The following is a 17,633-nucleotide window of genomic DNA, read 5'->3' as shown; positions in this document are numbered from 1 at the left end:
AGTACCTGGCTACGAACCAGGCGGTCGGAGGTTCGAATCCTCCCGAGCGGGCCATATTTTTAAAAGCTGTAGTTCAATGAGCTACAGCTTTTTTTATTCCCTGAGCTATTTTGTTCAGGAGCTCATCAGACTGACTCGAAACTGAGCGAAGAGCCTAAACGTCTGAATCACCCGCTCGTAGCTCAGCTGGATAGAGTACCTGGCTACGAACCAGGCGGTCGGAGGTTCGAATCCTCCCGAGCGGGCCATCTTCTAAAACCGCAGTTCTTTGAACTGCGGTTTTTTTTCGTCTGCCGTTTATTAGGCCTCAGATTCTGCAGGCGGAAGATAATGAGCAAAGTGACGCTCCTGAGCCGCGCTGTTATCCAGCTGCCGGAACATCTGATCGGCATCGCGACAGGTTTTGACCTGATCAAACAGTGTCTCGACAGGTACCAGGCCTTTCTTCATCATCGCCAGCCACTGCTTACCCCGGGCCAGAAGAAATTTATTCGGATAACCCTGCTGTTCCATTCGGCGCAGATATAGAAGAAGCGCTGCACTCAGGTCTGCTTCCGATGGTAGTTGAGGGGCGTTATCCACAATGCGCCGGGCCAGATATGGATCAGCCAGAAGGCCGCGTCCCAGCATCAGGTCGTTACAACCGCTGATCTTCCGACAGCGCCAGTAGTCATCAAGGCGCCAGACTTCACCGTTAGCGATGACAGGAATCGAACTGGCCTCTCTTAATTTCGCCAGCCACTCCCAGTGTGCAGGCGGTTTGTAGCCTTCAAGCTTAGTGCGGGCGTGAACTACAAGCTCAGTTGCGCCGCCTTCCTCAATCGCTTTTAGGTTCTCGAATACCAGAGTTGTATCTTCGTATCCCAGTCGCATTTTTGCCGTTAGCCGGGCATTGGTTCCTTTAAGGGCTTCCGAGCAGGCAAAAACGATCTCATGAATCAGTTCCGGTGTTTGTAAAAGAACTGCTCCCCCTTTATGTCGGTTAACGGTTTTAGCCGGACAGCCAAAATTAAGGTCCACAACTTTTGCCCCATACCCGGCGACTTTGCGGGCATGGGCTGCCAGAAGTTCCGGGTGACTGCCCAGCAGTTGAAAGTGAACGGGGGTGCCCGTAGTTGTTTGGCTTTGAGACTGAAGTTCGGGGCAGACTTTCATGAATGCTCGGCGCGGCTGAAGTTCTGTCGTAATGCGCATAAATTCGGTCACACAAAAATCCAGTCCACCGATCTCACTGATTAGTTGGCGAACACCGACGTCAACAACACCCTCCATGGGAGCCAGAGCAATCCTGCCTTGTGTCCGAACAGTTTTTTTCTCCGTTTCCGAAAAGTCCGGAGTGTGTAGCGCATTAGACATAAAAAGAAGAGGCCATTAATACAGATAGGGTTGCAGATTAAAGGGACTTGATGGGGATCAAGACCTGTTATCGGGCGGCAATGATATAACGTCTGAGGGCAAAGCTCACGGATGATTAATGGCAAGGCAAAAGCCTAGCAGATGCTGCCGTGTGATTAGATTCATGCACTATTAGCCTTTTTGTCATTGCTCTGACTCTTCAGATTTAACCACGAAAAGCTGGTTACAACTGACTTAACAGTCTTACAAATTGTCAACAATAGACGGTAGTTTTATTGCCTGAGTTTATTAATAAAGGTAAATTAGTCCGGCTGTTGGGCTTGTGTCATGGGCGAGAGCATGGGCACGGCAGCTTGCAAAACATAAGAAATGTGATGCAAGAGACAATAAGAATGGTGACAGGCTAAGTAGTCTGACCCAACCAAAAACAAAACGAGGAATGGCTTAATGCACTCTTCTGAGCTGATCTCCGAAGGCATCAATCTGATGCTGTTTGGTATGGGGTTTGTTTTCGTCTTTCTGACGTTGCTGGTCATTGTAACCGGGTTTATGTCCTCTACGGTCAATAAACTGGTTAAGCCAGCACCTGAAGTGACAAGCAAGCCAGCTCCTGTAAGCGCATCTGCAGCCGGTACCAATGATGAGCTGATTGCTGTAATGACAGCAGCGGTTCACAAGTATCGCTCCGGAAAATAAACATCCGGTAAGCAAAAAGCAGACGCTTTTTAGCCAATAAAACTCATTATTATGGAAAAGGCCAAACCCATGACCGAGTCCAAAAAACCACTAGGCATTACTGATGTCGTCCTGCGTGATGCCCATCAGTCCCTGTTCGCGACCCGCCTGCGCCTTGATGATATGCTTCCGATTGCCGAGAAGCTGGATCAGGTAGGCTTCTGGTCTCTTGAATCCTGGGGCGGAGCGACATTTGACTCCTGTATCCGATACCTCGGCGAAGACCCGTGGGATCGTATCCGTGAGCTGAAAAAAGCGATGCCAAATACCCGTCATCAAATGCTGCTGCGTGGCCAGAACCTACTGGGTTACCGTCATTATGCTGACGATGTGGTTGATAAATTTGTAGAGCGTGCTGCGACCAACGGTGTGGACGTATTCCGCGTATTTGATGCGATGAACGACCCCCGTAACCTGAAGCGCGCTCTTGAGGCGGTTAAAAAGGTAGGCAAGCATGCTCAGGGCACGCTGTCTTACACGACCAGCCCTGTGCACAACCTTGATGCATGGCTGAGCCTGGCCAAAGAGATCGAAGATATGGGTGCAGACTCTATCGCGATCAAAGACATGGCCGGCATTATGACCCCTTACGATGCCTATGAACTGGTATCTCGCCTGAAGTCTGAGACAGATCTGGAAGTACAGCTGCATGCGCACGCGACTTCCGGCCTGTCTGATATGACGATTCTGAAAGCTGTTGAAGCCGGTATTGACCGTGTTGATACGGCAATCTCTTCCATGTCGATGACCTATGGTCATACGGCAACTGAATCTGTTGTGGCAGCTCTGAAAGGAACTGATCGCGATACAGGTCTGGATCTGCTTCTGCTGGAAGACATTGCGGCATACTTCCGTCAGGTGCGTAAAAAGTACGCGAAGTTTGAAGGTGCTCTGCGTGGCACCGATTCCCGCATCCTGGTTGCTCAGGTTCCCGGTGGCATGCTGACCAATATGGAAAGCCAGCTGCGTGAACAGGGTGCTGGTGATAAGTTTGATGAGGTTCTGGCTGAGATCCCACGTGTACGTGAAGATCTGGGGCATATCCCTCTGGTAACGCCAACTTCTCAGATTGTAGGTACTCAGGCAGTACTGAACGTACTGACTGGCGAGCGTTATAAGAGTATCTCCAAAGAGACTCAGGGTATTCTGAAAGGTGAATACGGCTCTGCGCCAGCTCCTTTTAATGCTGAGCTGCAGGCGCGGGTTCTGGATGGTGCGGAAGCGATCACTTGTCGTCCGGCTGACCTACTGGAGTCTGAAGTTGAAAAACTGACCGCTGAACTGAATGATCTGGCAAAAGAGAAAGGTTTCAACCTGGCTTCTGAGTCAATCGATGATGTTCTGACCTACGCATTGTTCCCTCAGATTGGTCTGAAGTTCCTGGAAAACCGTGGTAACCCTGACGCATTTGAGCCAGTCCCAACAGAAGAAGAAGGTACTAAAGCCGTGAGCAAAAACACCGGACCTGAAGTTTACACCATCACCGTTAACGGCCAGAACTACGTTGTTCAGGTAACTGAAGGCGGCGATATCTCTAACGTACAGCCAGCTGCAGCTCCTGCGGCGGCCGCACCTGCTCCAGCCGCTTCCGGTGGCGAGCCTGTTGCTGCGCCTCTGGCAGGTAACATCTTTAAAGTACTGGTCAATCCTGGTCAGGCGGTTCAGGAAGGTGACGTTGTGATCATCCTGGAAGCGATGAAGATGGAAACTGAAGTGCGTGCACCTCGTGCCGGTACTATCGGTAGTGTCGATGTTCGCGAAGGCGATGCTGTTACTGTTGGCGACACTCTGCTGACTCTGTAAGTCCCTGCTGAAACAACGAGGTTGATCAAATGGAACAACTTTTGAGCTTATGGCAGGGCTCGGGTCTTTACAATATGGGGCTGGGGCAGCTGACGATGATCGTCATCTGTATGCTGCTGCTTTACCTTGCAATTGTGAAGAACTTTGAACCTCTGCTGCTGGTTCCCATCGGTTTTGGTGGCCTTCTGGCCAACATTCCTGAGGCGGGACTGGCGTTGTCTGCTGCTGAGCAGGCCATCCACTTTGCTAAACCGGAAGTGCTGGCTGCAATTGCTCAGGCATTGGATGTTAATACAACAGACCCTGCAGCACTGAAGCACCTTGTTCATGAAACCGGCCCTAGCGCTTATGCTGCTGCACAACTGGCGGCTCAGGATGCCGGTTACTCGAACGGTATGCTGTACAGTTTCTACTCTGTAGCGATTGGCAGTGGTATTGCTCCACTGGTGATTTTTATGGGTGTGGGTGCGATGACCGACTTTGGTCCTCTGCTGGCGAACCCTAAGACACTGTTCTTGGGTGCTGCTGCTCAGTTCGGTATCTTCGCAACTGTACTGGGTGCGGTTGGTTTGTCCGCTATGGGACTGATGGACTTCTCTATCCAGCAAGCTGCGGCTATCGGTATTATCGGTGGTGCAGATGGTCCGACGTCTATCTACGTAGCAATTCTGCTGGCTCCTGAACTACTGGGAGCTATTGCGGTAGCGTCTTACTCTTACATGGCCCTGGTGCCTCTGATTCAGCCGCCGATTATGCGTGCGCTGACGACTCCGGAAGAGCGTAAGATCGAGATGGTTCAGCTGCGTACTGTTTCCCGTGCAGAAAAGATCATTTTCCCACTGTCTCTGCTGGTTCTGGTGGCGCTTCTGCTGCCGGATGCAGCACCGCTACTGGGTATGTTCTGCTTCGGTAACCTGATGAAAGAGTCTGGTGTTGTTGATCGTCTGAGTGATACTGCACAGAATGCACTGATTAACATCACGACTATCTTCCTGGGTCTGTCAGTCGGTTCCAAACTGATTGCTGATAAGTTCCTGGCGCTTGAAACTCTGGGTATTCTGGCTCTGGGTATTGTGGCTTTTGGTATCGGTACCGGTTGTGGTGTTCTGATGGCGAAGCTGATGAATAAAGTGACCAAGACTCCGGTCAACCCGCTGATCGGTTCAGCCGGTGTATCCGCAGTTCCTATGGCAGCGCGTGTATCTAACAAGCTGGGTCTGGAGTACAACCCGCACAACTTCCTGCTGATGCATGCTATGGGTCCGAACGTAGCAGGTGTGATCGGTTCGGCCGTTGCTGCTGGTGTGATGATTAAGTACCTGGGTGGCTAAGCTAGCCGGGTCGTGATCAGAACAAAAAAACCACCGTATACGCGGTGGTTTTTTATGTCTGGCCCTTGGGTATGCATGTTGATCAGGTCATGCCTCCCAGTGCAGATTCCTTAATAAACAGCTGGATAAAGCTATTAAAAATTTTCTCATCAAAATGGTGGGACATCTTCTCTTTCATCAGCTTGAGCGCCTCAAAGACAGTCATACCTTTTTTGTAAGAGCGCTCTGCCGTTAATGCATCGTAAATATCTGCTAAGGCGCAGATCTGGCCAAACCGATGAAACTCGTCGCCTTTAATGCCGTAAGGGTAGCCTGAGCCATCAATCTTCTCATGGTGTTGTAAAACGGTAATCTTACGGATTTCATCCAGAGAGTTGGCCTGTTTGAGCAGCTGTGCACCCCGTTCCGGGTGGTTACGCATAATGGCGAACTCTTCATCAGATAGTTTACCGGGCTTATTCAGAATGCCGGGGTCCACCTGTGACTTACCGATATCGTGCAGAAAAAATCCGACCCCCAGGTCTTTCATCAGATTATCATCTGAAGTTTTAAGGATATGCTTGGCAATCAGAAGCGATTTGATCCCAACATTAACGCAATGAGTGTAAGTGTAATAATCATGAGACGTGATGCGTAACAGACTACCGGAGACTTTGTCATCGGAGATAATGCACTCTGCCAATTCAATAATTGGCTGGCTGGTATCTTCGATAAGGGTTTCAGTGACAGGCTCGTTCATCAGGTTGTGCATCAGTCCGCTGCAATGCTCAAATACAGCATGAGCTTTTTCAGCGGGTGGTGTTTCGGCCTTTAGGGCGGCGCTTAGCTCCGCTGAGGGGCGGTTTTTTTTGCCCCATTCATTTGGGTCATCCTTAACAAAATGCACCAGAGAGTCCTCACTGCTGGTGTTAAGTTGAGACGGTTTCACCCTTTATTCCTCAGCTCTAATTGTTATTTTGTTGATATAAAGCATAGTCGATTGCTGAAATGCCATAACCTCGTAAAAACCCTTGGCCCGGCATGGGATTAGCCTCTTTTTGTGTCTTAATGTAAGCGAGGTTAAGTTGTACATGTAAGTAAACAGTGCAGCGAGAGGCTGAGTATAGATTCAGTCTTAGTATGGTTTCTGCAAGCTGCTTTTTCGATACCCGTTTTCAGAAAACAAAGTAAGGGCCATAATAGACCCCCATTTATTTTAAGCGACGGTTATGGATTTCTTAGCAGCTTTTTCACCACTGACTATGGTCGTTATTTTGATCATCATGGCGCTGACCCTTTATTTTCATGGGCCGGTTTACTCTCTGCGTACGGTTAACGCTGCTCCGTCGATTCTGACCAGCATCGGAATCTTTGGTACTTTTCTGGGGGTTGCCCTGGGCCTGATGGATTTTGATACCACGGACATTGAAGGTAGTGTCCCTCAGTTGATTGAAGGTCTTAAAACGGCCTTCTGGTCGTCTATTGCGGGCTTGTTAGCTGCAATGAGTATCAAGCTACGCCATGTGATTAAACATGTGCGTAACTACGAGACAGAAACAACCTATACCGGTGCCACTGTAGACGATCTGGCGACGCTGTTGGGGGATATTCGCCTGGTGCTGAACAAGGCTGGTTTAGCGGATATTGGCGATAATATTCAGGCGGGCACCAAGGGGTTGGAACAACATCTGGAACGGCTGGAAACTGTGATCAGTCAATATCAGCAGGAGATGGTTTCCGCGAATAGTAACGCTTTGACCAGCGCCATTACCGATCTGATGACCAGCTTTAATGACAAGATCACCGTTCAGTACGGTGATAACTTCCGCCAGCTTAATCAGGCGGTTGGTCGCATGGTTGAGTGGCAGGAAAACTATAAAGGTGAACTTGCCAAGCTTTTGGAGCAACAAAAAGCCAATGGCGATGTGCTGGATAAGGCCACCGAAGCTTATCAGACCATGGTGCAGCATACTCAGGCCTTTAATGAAGTCTCCGAGAAGTTGGGTGATGTGATGACAGGTCTGCAGCAGCAATCGGATTCCTTAGGCAGCTATCTGGATAGTCTGGCGAGTCTGGTGAGTAAAGCTTCTGACGGTTTGCCTGCCCTTGAGGGGCGGATTATGACTCTGACTGATGAATTGGCTAATGGAATCCGTGAAAGCCATCGGCAGATGAATGAACTACTGACAAACACCTCATCCACGATTGAGAAAACCGTAATTACTGTGAATAAGCAACTGGTTACGGATATGGAACAGGTCAATAGCCGACATAATGATATTCTGGTCCAGATGCTGGATAGAAATGAACAGCAGCTGGTGCGTATGGATAATGCTATGGAGCAGGAACTGACCCACGCACTGCAGACTTTTGGTGGTCAGCTTACTGCGCTATCTGAGAAGTTTGTCAGTGATTACCTACCGCTAACCGAAAAGCTGCGCCAGGTGGTGCAGTTATCCGGACAGATTCCGGCTTCACCGTCCTCAAAAAGCACAACATCATCACCTAAAACCCCATTAGCGCAGGATAAAACCCAAGCGAAGAAGGCCGCGGACATCAAAGCTTATGCAAAACCCGAGTCTTCAGAAGCGACGGCTACGGGCAATTCGGGCTTGGAAGGTCAATTTGAAACGCCTCAATTAGCTTCTGAGTCTTCCTCTCAACAGCCTGACCATGACGCTGCCGCTGAATCTTCCAAGGGGGCATGTGGCGCTCCTGAGGAGTCGGTTATTCCTGTGTCACCTGAGCATAAATCTCAGCCTGAAGAGGCTGAGCAGAATACGCCTCTCAGGCCAGGGCGGCGTGCTGCCAGAGCAGGAAGGAATCTGAAGTGAACCGACTGGACCAGCAGCAGAACGAAGAGGAAAACCTGACAGCGGAAGAGGGGGCGCATTGGGTTGCTGTCAGTGATTTGATGGCAGGTCTTATGATGGTGTTTCTTTTAGTCGCGGTTGCTTATATGGTGATCCTTGAGCGAGAGACAGAGAAAATCAAGCAGGTCGCTCTGCTGTACCAGGATCTCAGGGAGCAGCTGTACCAGGATCTTTATCAGGAATTTAAAGACGATTTACCACGATGGGGAGCAGAGCTGAAAGCAGAGGATCTGAGTTTTCAGTTTTACAATACAGATGTGATGTTTGATCTGGGTAAGTCGACACTGCAGCCTGAGTTTGAATCCATTCTGGCCGATTTTTTTCCACGATATACACGCATTATCACCTCAGAAAAATATCGACACGATATTTCCGAGGTGCGTATTGAAGGGCATACTTCAAGTGACTGGACTAATGCCCGAAGTCAGGATGAAGCCTATATCAACAATATGGGCTTATCCCAGGCCAGGACCCGTTCCGCTTTGGGGTTTGTGCTATCACTGCCGGAAGTGGAGTACCAAAAAGATTGGCTGAAAGGTCATCTGACAGCTAATGGTTTGTCCTCTTCGAAGTTAGTTATCACTTCGGATGGAAAAGAGAACAGTGAGCGTTCCCGTCGGGTTGAGTTTCGTTTGAGAACTGATGCCGACTCCCGTATCCGTGAGATCCTGAAAGATGTGCTGAACGAAGAGGCTCAGGCTGGGCGATGAAGTTACCGGACTTTAATCAAGATGAAGGTATGCTGTCGCTTCGTCGTCAGATGAATGCCCGCAGACCTGGACACTTTGTGCTGTTTGATGCCGGAAAGCACCTGACAGGTCAGGAAAGATCTCAGCTGGAGAATAAAGGGGTAAAGACCTCTTATGACAGCATCCGGATATTACCGGATCAGACGCTGGCCGTTAAAAATGGTCGTGTTGTTGTATTTTTTGCTGAAGAAAGCGGCAGGCTGCCAGGTGATGGGAAGTTGACTCGCAGGCGAGAAAAAGAACACTTTCATGTCGCAGGCTGCAGTGTTTTACAGAGTCGCCATAAAGAGGCGCTAATCGCAACGACCTGTCTTACCTCTCCTTTTCCTGTCCCCGATGCAGAGAGCAAACGCAGAAGTTTAACGGTATGTCCCGAGTGCCTTACCTTACTGGCTTATAAAGGATTCAGTCTCACCCGAAATCGTAAGATTCGGTACAGTGAGATTTTGCTGCGTAATTTTCAGCTAGAGGATTTCTTTCGCACTTACACCCTTTACCCGGTGCGGCTTGAGGGGCAGTTTTTAACCCCTCAAGGCAGCTCGCCAACGCGTTAATGCATGGCATCTGCATTTATTTGATCACTTCTACTTCCGCTTTAATGGAGTTCGCAATAAAGCAGTTTTTGTGCGCCCCTTCGTGCAGACGATCCAGCTCAGCTTCTGTGGGCTGCTTATCACCTCCGAAAACGATGGTCGGCTTCAGTTCGATACGGCTGACAACTTTCCCCCGTTCTGCCTTGGTCAGAAAACCAACAGCATCGTCCTGATAGCTTTCGACTTTAAATCCCTTGATATCAGCGATGGCTAGGAAAGTCAGCATATGGCAGCTGGATACTGCTGCTACTAACATCTGTTCCGGATCGGCACACTGGTCATCACCCATAAAGCTTGCTGCGGATGAAGCATTAACTGACTGGCCGCCATTCAGCGTCAGAGTATGATTGCGGCAAAATGTAGAATCGTCTTGAGGGTGTGTTTTACGTGACCAGTTTAGCTGAGCGCGATGTTCTGACATAAGTTTGTCCTTTTAAAATATGACGGTAAGCCATCCGTTAATGGAATCAGGATAGAATAAGTATGTTCTAATATTTGTATATCCCATTGTCAAACAGAAGTGAGGGCTGGAATGCGCCCGTTGAGAAGCACGATAGAGAAATAACAGGCAATAAAAAACCCGGCAGGGTGACTGCCGGGTTTCGGTATTCAATGGTGGGCCTGCTCGGACTTGAACCGAGGACCTAACGATTATGAGTCGTGTGCTCTAACCAACTGAGCTACAGGCCCTTTAAGTTTTGATTGGCCTTGAAAGCTCAATCCGTAAAACTTAAGTGGCCGGAATTGTACAAAAGCTAAATCAGATTCGCCAGTGTTAAAACGTGCAAACTGTTTGATATATCAGAATTTATTCCAAAGGTTATATGGAATGCCTATCGTCTAGTCTGCTTTATCAATCTGGCTTGATGCCAGCTCAATCAGTTGTGGCTGCTGCAGAATGTTCAGCAGTACCAGTACCCGGTCTTCGCCTTTATTCTGCTGATAAATCGCCTCGAGAAACTCAAAGGGGCCGCTTGTGATGCGTATTTTATCGCCGATTCTAAGGCCTTGAAGAGGAGTGTCGCTTTGGTTTAGATGAGTTTCATTGGCTTTGATCTCATCGATCATTGCCTGAGGTATAACAGTAGGCTGTTCCCCGAAACGTACCACGCCAGCAATTCCACGTGTGGATAACAGGGACCGCCAGTTACCGATGCCATCGGCAAGCTGAACAAAAATGTAACGGGGGAATAGGCTTTCCTCCACGATAATTTGTTTACCCTTGCGCTTCTTTTGCACCTGAATCATCGGTCGATAACAGGTATAACCTTGATTTTTAAGGTTAAGCTCTGCTCTGTCATCTTCCCGTGGCTTGCAGGTAAATAAAAACCAACTCAAAACAAGCACCTTTTACTTTAAAAAATCTATTAGATGCTATTTTAACGGAAAATTATTCGACATTCGTTAATCTTCGCGTAGGAATGTGTAACGGCCCGTATTTTGCTGCTTAAATTTTTTTTATAAAAACTGCAAAAAGTAGTTGTAAAGCCATAAAGTCATGCTCTAATAGAGATACTGCAGCACGGGTTGCAGTGGCAATGATGGAACGTCCTTTGGATGAACCATGTAAGATTTTTTTCCCGGTGAGCCCGGGCGCTAGCAAGAGTAAAGAGGACGTTATGTCAGGTTTAATTACTGGTACCGTTAAATGGTTTAACGACGAAAAAGGTTTTGGCTTTATTTCTCGTGAAGGCGACAGCGATGTATTCGTACATTTCCGCGCTATCAACGGTACTGGCCGTCGTAGCCTTGAGGAAGGTCAGCAGGTTACTTTTGAAGTAACTCAAGGCCAGAAAGGTCCTCAGGCAGAGAACGTTACTGTAGTTTAATTGCTACTGTTCAGTTTTCTAAATACCCGCCTCTTGTAGGCGGGTATTTTTTTGTCTGCGATTTGTCTGTTGCTAACTCCGGAAGGTCAGCAGGGCTAAACATTCCGAAGTAACTCAAGGCCAGAAAGGTCCTCAGGCAGAGAACGTTACTGTAGTTTAATCGCTACTGTTCAGTTTTCTAAATACCCGCCTCTTTTAGGCGGGTATTTTTTTGTCTGAAAAATGACGTCCCACAGATAACAGGGAGAGATGTAGGTCGGGCTTTAGCCCGTCAGAATTCAATATCGACCACCCATACCATCAGCTGGGTATTATCTCTCTTCTGAACCTGAAACCTGATATCAGCTTCAAATAACCGAACGCCATAAACCTTCTCTTCCGACTTACCATGCCGGTAGGCGGGTCTCGGATCCTGTTGCAGAACCTGTTCGATCAGCGCTTTGAATCCCTCAAAATGATCCGTATGTTGTTGCTGATAACGCTCAAGGGCTGATTCAGCCTGCGGCAGCCATTTTACTGTGTGGGCAACGGGTGCTTCCGGTGCAAAGGCACTCTTGGCATCTTCTACTTTATCCACATAGGGAATATAGGGCTTGATATCCAGAACCGGTGTACCTTCCACCAGATCCAGTCCGCTGATGTGGATAAGTACCTCTTTACCTCTGATCTCCACCTTTTCCAGCTTAACAACGGATAGACCCAATGGGTTTGGTCTGAAGGTGGCGCGGGTGGCAAACACCCCAAGGCGTTCATTACCGCCCAGGCGGGGTGGCCGTACCGTAGGCTTCCACTCATCCCGGAGGCACTGATGAAAAACAAACTGCACCCAGATATGACTGTTTACTTCCAGCCCACGAACCGCATCCGGCAGGTTGTAGGGGGGCAGGAGTCGGATGATTCCGCTTGATGCCGGAGCAAGCCCCGGTTGACGGGGGATTCCAAACTTCTCTTTATAGCAGGAATGCACGACTCCGATAGCGGGCAGGTTAAAAGACGCTAGAGTAGTGTTTTCGGGCTCTTGAGGCGACGGCTGCATATCGATGGTTGCTCTGGGATTCATCGGGTAGAAAACGGCGCAGCAATGCTGAAAAAGCCTTGTCTGCGCACGGTGTTGTGCGAAAATGCGCTCAACTTACATCAGTCCGCAAGTGTTGGCAAAACCCTTGTCATGGGACGTCTTCAGAGAGGATATAGCGTGGTCGATCTGGCAACTTATGCCGTTAAGGCTCAGGACGTGATAGAAGCGGGGCAGTTTCTGTTTGCTGAGGGGTGGTCTCCGGCGACCAGCAGTAATTACTCGGCGCGCATTGATGGCGAGCATCTGGCAATTACAGTATCCGGTAAGCATAAAGGTCGTCTTCAGGCGGGTGATATTATGGTGGTCGATCTGCAGGGGAATCCGGTGCAGTCGACATTGAAGTCATCGGCAGAAACGCTGCTGCATTGCGTGCTCTACGATTGGCGGGATGATATTGGCGCGGTACTGCATACGCACTCTGTCGCAGCAACGGTTCTGAGTCGTGCCCTTGCTGGAAAGAGCGAATTGGTATTGCGTGATTACGAACTGCAGAAAGCATTTCCGGGGATCGATACCCATGAGGGTGAATTGCGTATCCCGATTTTTGAAAACACACAGGATATTGATGCACTATCAGAGGAATCTCTGGCCTATCTGCAGCAGCACCCGAATACACCGGCATACCTGATTCGTGGTCACGGATTGTATACATGGGGCGCGACCATGGCGGATACCCTGCGCCATATCGAAGCGATGGAATTTCTGATGGCCTGTGAGCTGAAGGCGCTGTCACTGCGTTAGACGTCTTCTTTCACGGTCGATCGACAATTAACACTAAGGTAATGATCTATGAGCTTTCTTAATCTTTATGCGGCAGATAAGCCGCAGGCGGCAGATAAGCCGCAGGCGGCAGAGTTATCACTGACAGATGGTGATCAGATTCAGGCATTTCTGGCTGAACAGGGTGTTCGCTTTGAACGCTGGCAGGCGGAGCAGCCGCTTGGTGAAGATGCGGATCAGGATGCGATTCTGGCAGCTTACGCTGAGGAAGTGGCTCGTCTGAAAGCAGAAAATGGTTTTCAGACCGCAGATGTAATCAGTCTGTCACCGGATCATCCCGATAAAGCAGCGCTGCGTGAGAAATTCCTTTCTGAGCATATCCATAGCGAAGATGAAGTGCGTTTCTTTGTTCGTGGTCAGGGACTCTTCTATATGCACCTGGGCGATAAAGTGGCCGTTGTGGGTTGCAGCAAAGAGGATCTGATCTCTGTACCGGCAGGCACCAAGCACTGGTTTGATATGGGCGATGCGCCGGACTTTACCTGTATCCGCCTGTTCACGAATCCTGAAGGCTGGGTCGCCCAATACAGTGGTGACAAAATTGCCGATGGCTTCCCGCGCTTTGAAGATCTGGCAGGTCAGTTCTGATGAGTTTAGCAGCAGAGCAGCAGATTCGTTTCGAAGACGTTAAAGCAATTATTACCGATATTGAAGGCACCACTGGCTCTATCGACTTTGTCCATCAGGTACTTTTCCCGTATGCGAAAGAGCACCTGCCGGAGTTTGTCCGCCAGAATGCCGAAAAGCCTGAGGTGGCAGAGCAGCTGGAGGCCGCTCGTCAGGAGATGGCTCAACCCCATGCCGATGTTGAAGCGATTATTGCTCAGCTACTGCAATGGATCGCAGGTGATAAGAAGATCACGCCACTGAAAGCACTGCAGGGGTTGGTTTGGGAAGCGGGTTACAGCTCCGCAGATTATACCGGCCATGTTTATCCCGATGCCTATGAGTCTCTGAAAGTGTGGAAAGAGCGGGTACGTCTTTTTATCTACTCGTCCGGTTCTGTTTATGCGCAGAAGCTGCTGTTTGGTTACAGCGACTTTGGTGATCTGACCCCCTGGTTTGAAGGCTACTTTGATACCAAGGTTGGCGGCAAACGCGAACAGGCTTCCTATCAGAATATTCAGTCCCGGATCGGTCTACCGGCAGAGCAGTTGCTGTTTCTGTCTGATGTGGTTGAAGAGCTGGATGCAGCAAAGGCCGCAGGTTTTCAGACCGTTCAGTTGGTAAGAACGGAAGGTATGATCACAGGAGATCATCCTCAGGTTGCGGGTTTCTCCCAGATCGAGATCTGATCTTGAGTAAAAGACCTGAATATTCAGAACCCGGATCGCTTTCTTCAGGCGATCCGGGTTTTTGCCTTCTGCTGGTTACTTTCTTTCTGGGGATTGATTGCTGTCGATAATATGAAAAGAAGGGCTGTTTTCTACTGCTAATGGCGCATCCTTCGTGCTTTTTATCTGGGTTCCCCATCCAGATAAAGCCTGATAGACTGCTTTTTTTAGAAGCTGGAAGAAAAAATGATCCGCAATAAAGTACTTGTTAGTGCCTGTCTGCTTGGCGAGCGTGTGCGTTATGACGGCTCCTCGCGTCCGGTTGCTCACCCTGTTCTGGAACAATGGCAGCAGGAAGAGCGTCTGGTCTCTGTCTGTCCTGAAACCCTTGGCGGTCTTCTGGTTCCCCGCCCTGCGGCCGAAATTCAGCCAGGCTTTGATGGTAAAGATATTTTCCATGAAGAAGGCAAAGTGATTACTCGTCAGGGACACAATGTGAGCCAATACTTCGTACGTGGTGCCCGCAAAACACAGGAGCTGGCGCTGAAGGAAGAAGTGGCGGTGGCAATTCTGAAAGCGAACAGCCCTTCCTGCGGTAACCAACAGATTTACAGTGGTGAGTTCAGCAAAGAGTTACGTGATGGTCAGGGCGTAACAGCTGCGGCACTGGAAGAAGCCGGTATTAAGGTGTTTAACGAACATCAGCTGGAAGACGCTGCGGCCTATCTGGCAACGCTGGAAGACACCGAAACAATGGCCGAGTCCTGATATTAAAGGTATGACACGATGAGCTTCGAACTTTTTCTGGCATTTCTGCTGGCCTCTGTTCTGATCAGCATCTCTCCCGGTGCGGGCGCTGTGAATACTATGAGTAACGGCCTGCGTTATGGCGTGCGTAAAAGTATGCCAGCCATATTGGGGCTTCAGGTGGGTTATGGCGCTCAGGTCATTATCGTTGGCGTGGGCCTTGGTGCGCTTTTGGCGTCATCAGAGGTGGCCTTTGGACTGGTGAAATGGCTTGGCGCTGCTTATCTGGTTTGGCTGGGGTATCAGAAGTGGCGTGAAGCGCCCCTTTCGCTGGACGCTCAACAGGAGCAGCAGGTGGAAAGTGGCCGTCGTCGTTTCTGGCAGGCAGCTTTTGTAAATCTGATCAACCCGAAAGCAACGATCTTTCTGGTGGCTTTATTTCCGCAATTTATCGTGGCGGATGCCCCGCAGCTGCCGCAGTTTCTGATTATGGGTACGACTCTGATCATCGTCGATATTCTGGTGATGGTGGGTTATGCCTCCCTTGCGTCTAAGTTGAGTCTCTGGTTCAAAGACCCTAAGCATCAGAAGTCCCAGAATCGTGTCTTTGGTGGCATGTTTATGGCGGCGGGTACTGCGTTAGCTTCCTATAGCCGTTAAGCACCTGACCGTTTATCTTGCGGTCAAATCAGCAGAACGAAAAAAGCCGCGCTTTAGCCTTCTTATGAAGGATTAAAGCGCGGCTTTTGTGTATCAGGATATTTCGTGCTGATAGAGCTTAATCAGATCTCTACCAGACGCATTGAAAGATCGACGGCTTTGCAGTCTTTGGTCAGCGCACCAATAGAGATGTAGTCCACACCGGTCAGGGCGATATCGAGCAGGGTTTCATCGGTAACACCGCCGGAGGCTTCCAGCTTAGCGCGGCCATTGGCGATCTTAACGGCTTCACGCATCGTCTCCAGCGAGAAGTTGTCGATCATGATGATATCAGCACCTGCATTCAGGGCTTCATCCAATTCATCCAGACTTTCAACTTCCACTTCGACCGGTTTACCGGGCGCGACTTCGTGGGCGCGTTCCACAGACGCTGCAATGGAGCCACAGGCTGAGATGTGGTTCTCTTTGATCAGGAACGCATCATACAGACCGATACGGTGGTTGTAGCAACCGCCACAGGTGACGGCATATTTCTGCGCCAGACGCAGGCCCGGAATGGTTTTACGGGTATCCAGCAGCTGAACCTTAGTGTCGGATACCAGATCAGCATATTGCTGGCAGCGTGTTGCCGTGCCGGACAGGGACTGAACAAAGTTGAGCGCACAACGCTCGCCGGTCAGCAGAGAGCGGGCAGAGCCTTCCAGATAAAACAGTACCTGATTGCGGGTCACGCGGTCGCCATCTTTGGCCTGCCAGATCACTTTGACTTCAGGGTCAATCTGACGGAAAACTTCATCCACCCAGGCGGTTCCGCACAGGATGGCATCATCACGGGTGATGACGCGGGCTCGGGCCTGACGCTCAGAAGGGATCAGCATCGCGGTAATATCACCACCGCCTACATCCTCGGCAATTGCCCCGGCAACTTGTTCAGGGATACTCTCAACCAGCAGCTGTGGCATGGTTTCTAGCTGGGGATGCGCAGACATAAACAACCTCGGTCACCAATGGATAAAATGCAGCGGGCATTATAAAGACAAATGCCCACAAAAGCAGCGACTGCTCATAACTGTTTTGATCAATAGTCTGGGTATTTTTAACGGTCGCGGATCAATAAAGCTAGCATGAGTAAGATAGGGTAGACTGTGACAATGTAAAATGAAGCAGAATGTCGCAATGCACAATGTTGAGCGGGTAGTGTCTCAGTCTACCGATAGTAAAAGTCAGAAAGTTTGTCAGGCAAAACAGGACGTTTGGTTGAAGGGCGTTAGTCGCAGGCCTTCACCTAACTTCAATCACCGTCCGAATGAGTGTGATGTGGATCTGTTGGTTATTCACAACATTAGTCTGCCGCCGGGGCAATTTGGTGGTGATTGTATCGAGCGTTTTTTCACTAACTGTCTGGACCATTCCCTGCACCCCTTTTTTAAAGAGATAGAAGGGGTTGAGGTTTCGGCACATCTGCTCGTTCGGCGTGATGGTTCTGTGGTCCAGTTTGTTCCGCTGAATCAAAGAGCCTGGCATGCAGGTTGTTCAGTCTTTCAGGGGCGTGTGGAGTGCAACGATTTCTCTATCGGTATTGAACTGGAAGGCACTGATATCTGTCCCTATACCGATGAACAGTATTTGGCTCTGGCGCGACTGACTTGTGATATTCAGCAGCTGTACCCCAAAATAACCTGTGACCGAATTACAGGCCATCGCGATATTGCACCGGGTCGTAAGACAGACCCAGGCGAGGCTTTTGACTGGGATCGTTACCGATCTCTATTGTAACCATTTTTCAGGATCTCATTTGGCCGGGTTACCGATTAAAAGCACCCAGTTAGATCCAAAAGGTAAGACA

The 17,633-nt window shown here is 49.5% G+C and carries 19 protein-coding genes and 2 tRNA genes; 14 read left to right on the top strand and 7 right to left on the bottom strand.

Annotated features, from left to right (window positions below; all coding sequences use genetic code 11):
• Positions 1-171: 171 nt before the first annotated feature.
• A tRNA-Arg gene (locus AC4GL5_RS08965) sits at positions 172-248 on the top strand.
• Positions 249-300: 52 nt separating this feature from the next.
• Here the strand turns inward: AC4GL5_RS08965 and AC4GL5_RS08960 are convergent.
• Entirely contained in the window at positions 301-1,356 is a 1,056-nt protein-coding gene (locus AC4GL5_RS08960) for a tRNA dihydrouridine synthase (RefSeq protein WP_490382435.1), read from the bottom strand.
• Between the two features lie 447 nt (positions 1,357-1,803).
• On the opposite strand from AC4GL5_RS08960, the gene AC4GL5_RS08955 reads away from it, so the two are divergent.
• From AC4GL5_RS08955 to AC4GL5_RS08945, 3 genes are all read left to right on the top strand, one after another.
• Positions 1,804-2,052 carry an OadG family protein gene (locus AC4GL5_RS08955; RefSeq protein WP_490382434.1) on the top strand — a complete coding sequence of 83 codons (249 nt, stop codon included), beginning with the start codon at positions 1,804-1,806 and terminating at the stop codon, positions 2,050-2,052.
• A 69-nt stretch (positions 2,053-2,121) separates the two neighbouring features.
• Positions 2,122-3,894, top strand: a complete 1,773-nt coding sequence (oadA, locus tag AC4GL5_RS08950) for a sodium-extruding oxaloacetate decarboxylase subunit alpha (protein WP_490382433.1) — start codon at positions 2,122-2,124, stop codon at positions 3,892-3,894.
• Positions 3,895-3,923: 29 nt separating this feature from the next.
• The gene (locus AC4GL5_RS08945) at positions 3,924-5,225 is read left to right on the top strand and encodes a sodium ion-translocating decarboxylase subunit beta (RefSeq protein WP_490382432.1); all 1,302 of its coding nucleotides are present in this window, start codon (positions 3,924-3,926) and stop codon (positions 5,223-5,225) included.
• Between the two features lie 82 nt (positions 5,226-5,307).
• On the opposite strand, the gene AC4GL5_RS08940 is transcribed toward AC4GL5_RS08945, so the two are convergent.
• Entirely contained in the window at positions 5,308-6,153 is an 846-nt protein-coding gene (locus AC4GL5_RS08940) for an HD-GYP domain-containing protein (protein ID WP_490382431.1), read from the bottom strand.
• A gap of 280 nt (positions 6,154-6,433) precedes the next feature.
• Between AC4GL5_RS08940 and AC4GL5_RS08935 the strand changes: the two genes are divergently transcribed.
• Genes AC4GL5_RS08935 through AC4GL5_RS08925 form a run of 3 tightly spaced genes read left to right on the top strand, consistent with a single transcriptional unit; the run spans position 6,434 to position 9,380 of the window.
• Positions 6,434-8,038 carry a hypothetical protein gene (locus AC4GL5_RS08935; RefSeq protein WP_490382430.1) on the top strand — a complete coding sequence of 535 codons (1,605 nt, stop codon included), beginning with the start codon at positions 6,434-6,436 and terminating at the stop codon, positions 8,036-8,038.
• On the top strand, positions 8,035-8,787 hold the full coding sequence (locus tag AC4GL5_RS08930; protein WP_490382429.1) for an OmpA/MotB family protein: 753 nt from the start codon (positions 8,035-8,037) through the stop codon (positions 8,785-8,787). The genes AC4GL5_RS08935 and AC4GL5_RS08930 overlap by 4 nt, the downstream gene beginning before the upstream one ends.
• Positions 8,784-9,380 (top strand): hypothetical protein, encoded by a 597-nt coding sequence (locus tag AC4GL5_RS08925; RefSeq protein ID WP_490382428.1) that lies wholly within the window; start codon positions 8,784-8,786, stop codon positions 9,378-9,380. Before AC4GL5_RS08930 ends, AC4GL5_RS08925 begins: the two co-directional genes overlap by 4 nt.
• 16 nt (positions 9,381-9,396) lie before the next feature.
• On the opposite strand, the gene AC4GL5_RS08920 is transcribed toward AC4GL5_RS08925, so the two are convergent.
• From AC4GL5_RS08920 to rfaH, 3 genes are all read right to left on the bottom strand, one after another.
• Positions 9,397-9,840: an OsmC family protein gene (locus AC4GL5_RS08920; protein WP_490382427.1), complete on the bottom strand. Its 444-nt coding sequence runs from the start codon at positions 9,838-9,840 to the stop codon at positions 9,397-9,399.
• A 192-nt stretch (positions 9,841-10,032) separates the two neighbouring features.
• Positions 10,033-10,109 (bottom strand) — tRNA-Ile (locus tag AC4GL5_RS08915).
• Between the two features lie 150 nt (positions 10,110-10,259).
• Positions 10,260-10,757: a transcription/translation regulatory transformer protein RfaH gene (gene rfaH, locus AC4GL5_RS08910; protein WP_490382426.1), complete on the bottom strand. Its 498-nt coding sequence runs from the start codon at positions 10,755-10,757 to the stop codon at positions 10,260-10,262.
• 281 nt (positions 10,758-11,038) lie between these two features.
• Between rfaH and AC4GL5_RS08905 the strand changes: the two genes are divergently transcribed.
• Positions 11,039-11,248 (top strand): cold-shock protein, encoded by a 210-nt coding sequence (locus AC4GL5_RS08905; protein ID WP_028303926.1) that lies wholly within the window; start codon positions 11,039-11,041, stop codon positions 11,246-11,248.
• Positions 11,249-11,519: 271 nt separating this feature from the next.
• Here AC4GL5_RS08905 and tsaA read toward each other — a convergent pair whose 3' ends face one another.
• Positions 11,520-12,284 (bottom strand): tRNA (N6-threonylcarbamoyladenosine(37)-N6)-methyltransferase TrmO, encoded by a 765-nt coding sequence (tsaA, locus tag AC4GL5_RS08900; protein ID WP_490382425.1) that lies wholly within the window; start codon positions 12,282-12,284, stop codon positions 11,520-11,522.
• 45 nt (positions 12,285-12,329) lie between these two features.
• Between tsaA and AC4GL5_RS08895 the strand changes: the two genes are divergently transcribed.
• From AC4GL5_RS08895 to rhtB, 5 genes are all read left to right on the top strand, one after another.
• Positions 12,330-13,067, top strand: coding sequence for a methylthioribulose 1-phosphate dehydratase (locus tag AC4GL5_RS08895; RefSeq protein ID WP_490382424.1), 738 nt, complete (start codon positions 12,330-12,332; stop codon positions 13,065-13,067).
• A gap of 48 nt (positions 13,068-13,115) precedes the next feature.
• Positions 13,116-13,694 (top strand): 1,2-dihydroxy-3-keto-5-methylthiopentene dioxygenase, encoded by a 579-nt coding sequence (locus AC4GL5_RS08890; RefSeq protein WP_490382423.1) that lies wholly within the window; start codon positions 13,116-13,118, stop codon positions 13,692-13,694.
• Complete coding sequence (mtnC, locus tag AC4GL5_RS08885) at positions 13,694-14,401, top strand: acireductone synthase (RefSeq protein ID WP_490382422.1); 708 nt, start codon at positions 13,694-13,696, stop codon at positions 14,399-14,401. Before AC4GL5_RS08890 ends, mtnC begins: the two co-directional genes overlap by 1 nt.
• Positions 14,402-14,626: 225 nt before the next feature.
• Positions 14,627-15,148 (top strand): 2-thiouracil desulfurase family protein, encoded by a 522-nt coding sequence (locus AC4GL5_RS08880; RefSeq protein WP_490382421.1) that lies wholly within the window; start codon positions 14,627-14,629, stop codon positions 15,146-15,148.
• Positions 15,149-15,166: 18 nt separating this feature from the next.
• A complete protein-coding gene (gene rhtB / locus AC4GL5_RS08875; RefSeq protein ID WP_490382420.1) occupies positions 15,167-15,787 on the top strand; it encodes a homoserine/homoserine lactone efflux protein in 621 nt (206 codons plus the stop codon).
• A 122-nt stretch (positions 15,788-15,909) separates the two neighbouring features.
• Here the strand turns inward: rhtB and nadC are convergent, their stop codons facing one another.
• Positions 15,910-16,776 (bottom strand): carboxylating nicotinate-nucleotide diphosphorylase, encoded by an 867-nt coding sequence (nadC, locus tag AC4GL5_RS08870; RefSeq protein WP_490382419.1) that lies wholly within the window; start codon positions 16,774-16,776, stop codon positions 15,910-15,912.
• Between the two features lie 169 nt (positions 16,777-16,945).
• Between nadC and ampD the strand changes: the two genes are divergently transcribed.
• Positions 16,946-17,563, top strand: a complete 618-nt coding sequence (gene ampD, locus AC4GL5_RS08865) for a 1,6-anhydro-N-acetylmuramyl-L-alanine amidase AmpD (RefSeq protein WP_490382418.1) — start codon at positions 16,946-16,948, stop codon at positions 17,561-17,563.
• The last annotated feature ends 70 nt before the right edge of the window (positions 17,564-17,633 follow it).

Source organism: Oceanospirillum sp. (genome assembly GCF_982874595.1).
This window is presented reverse-complemented; position numbering and strand designations above follow the sequence as displayed.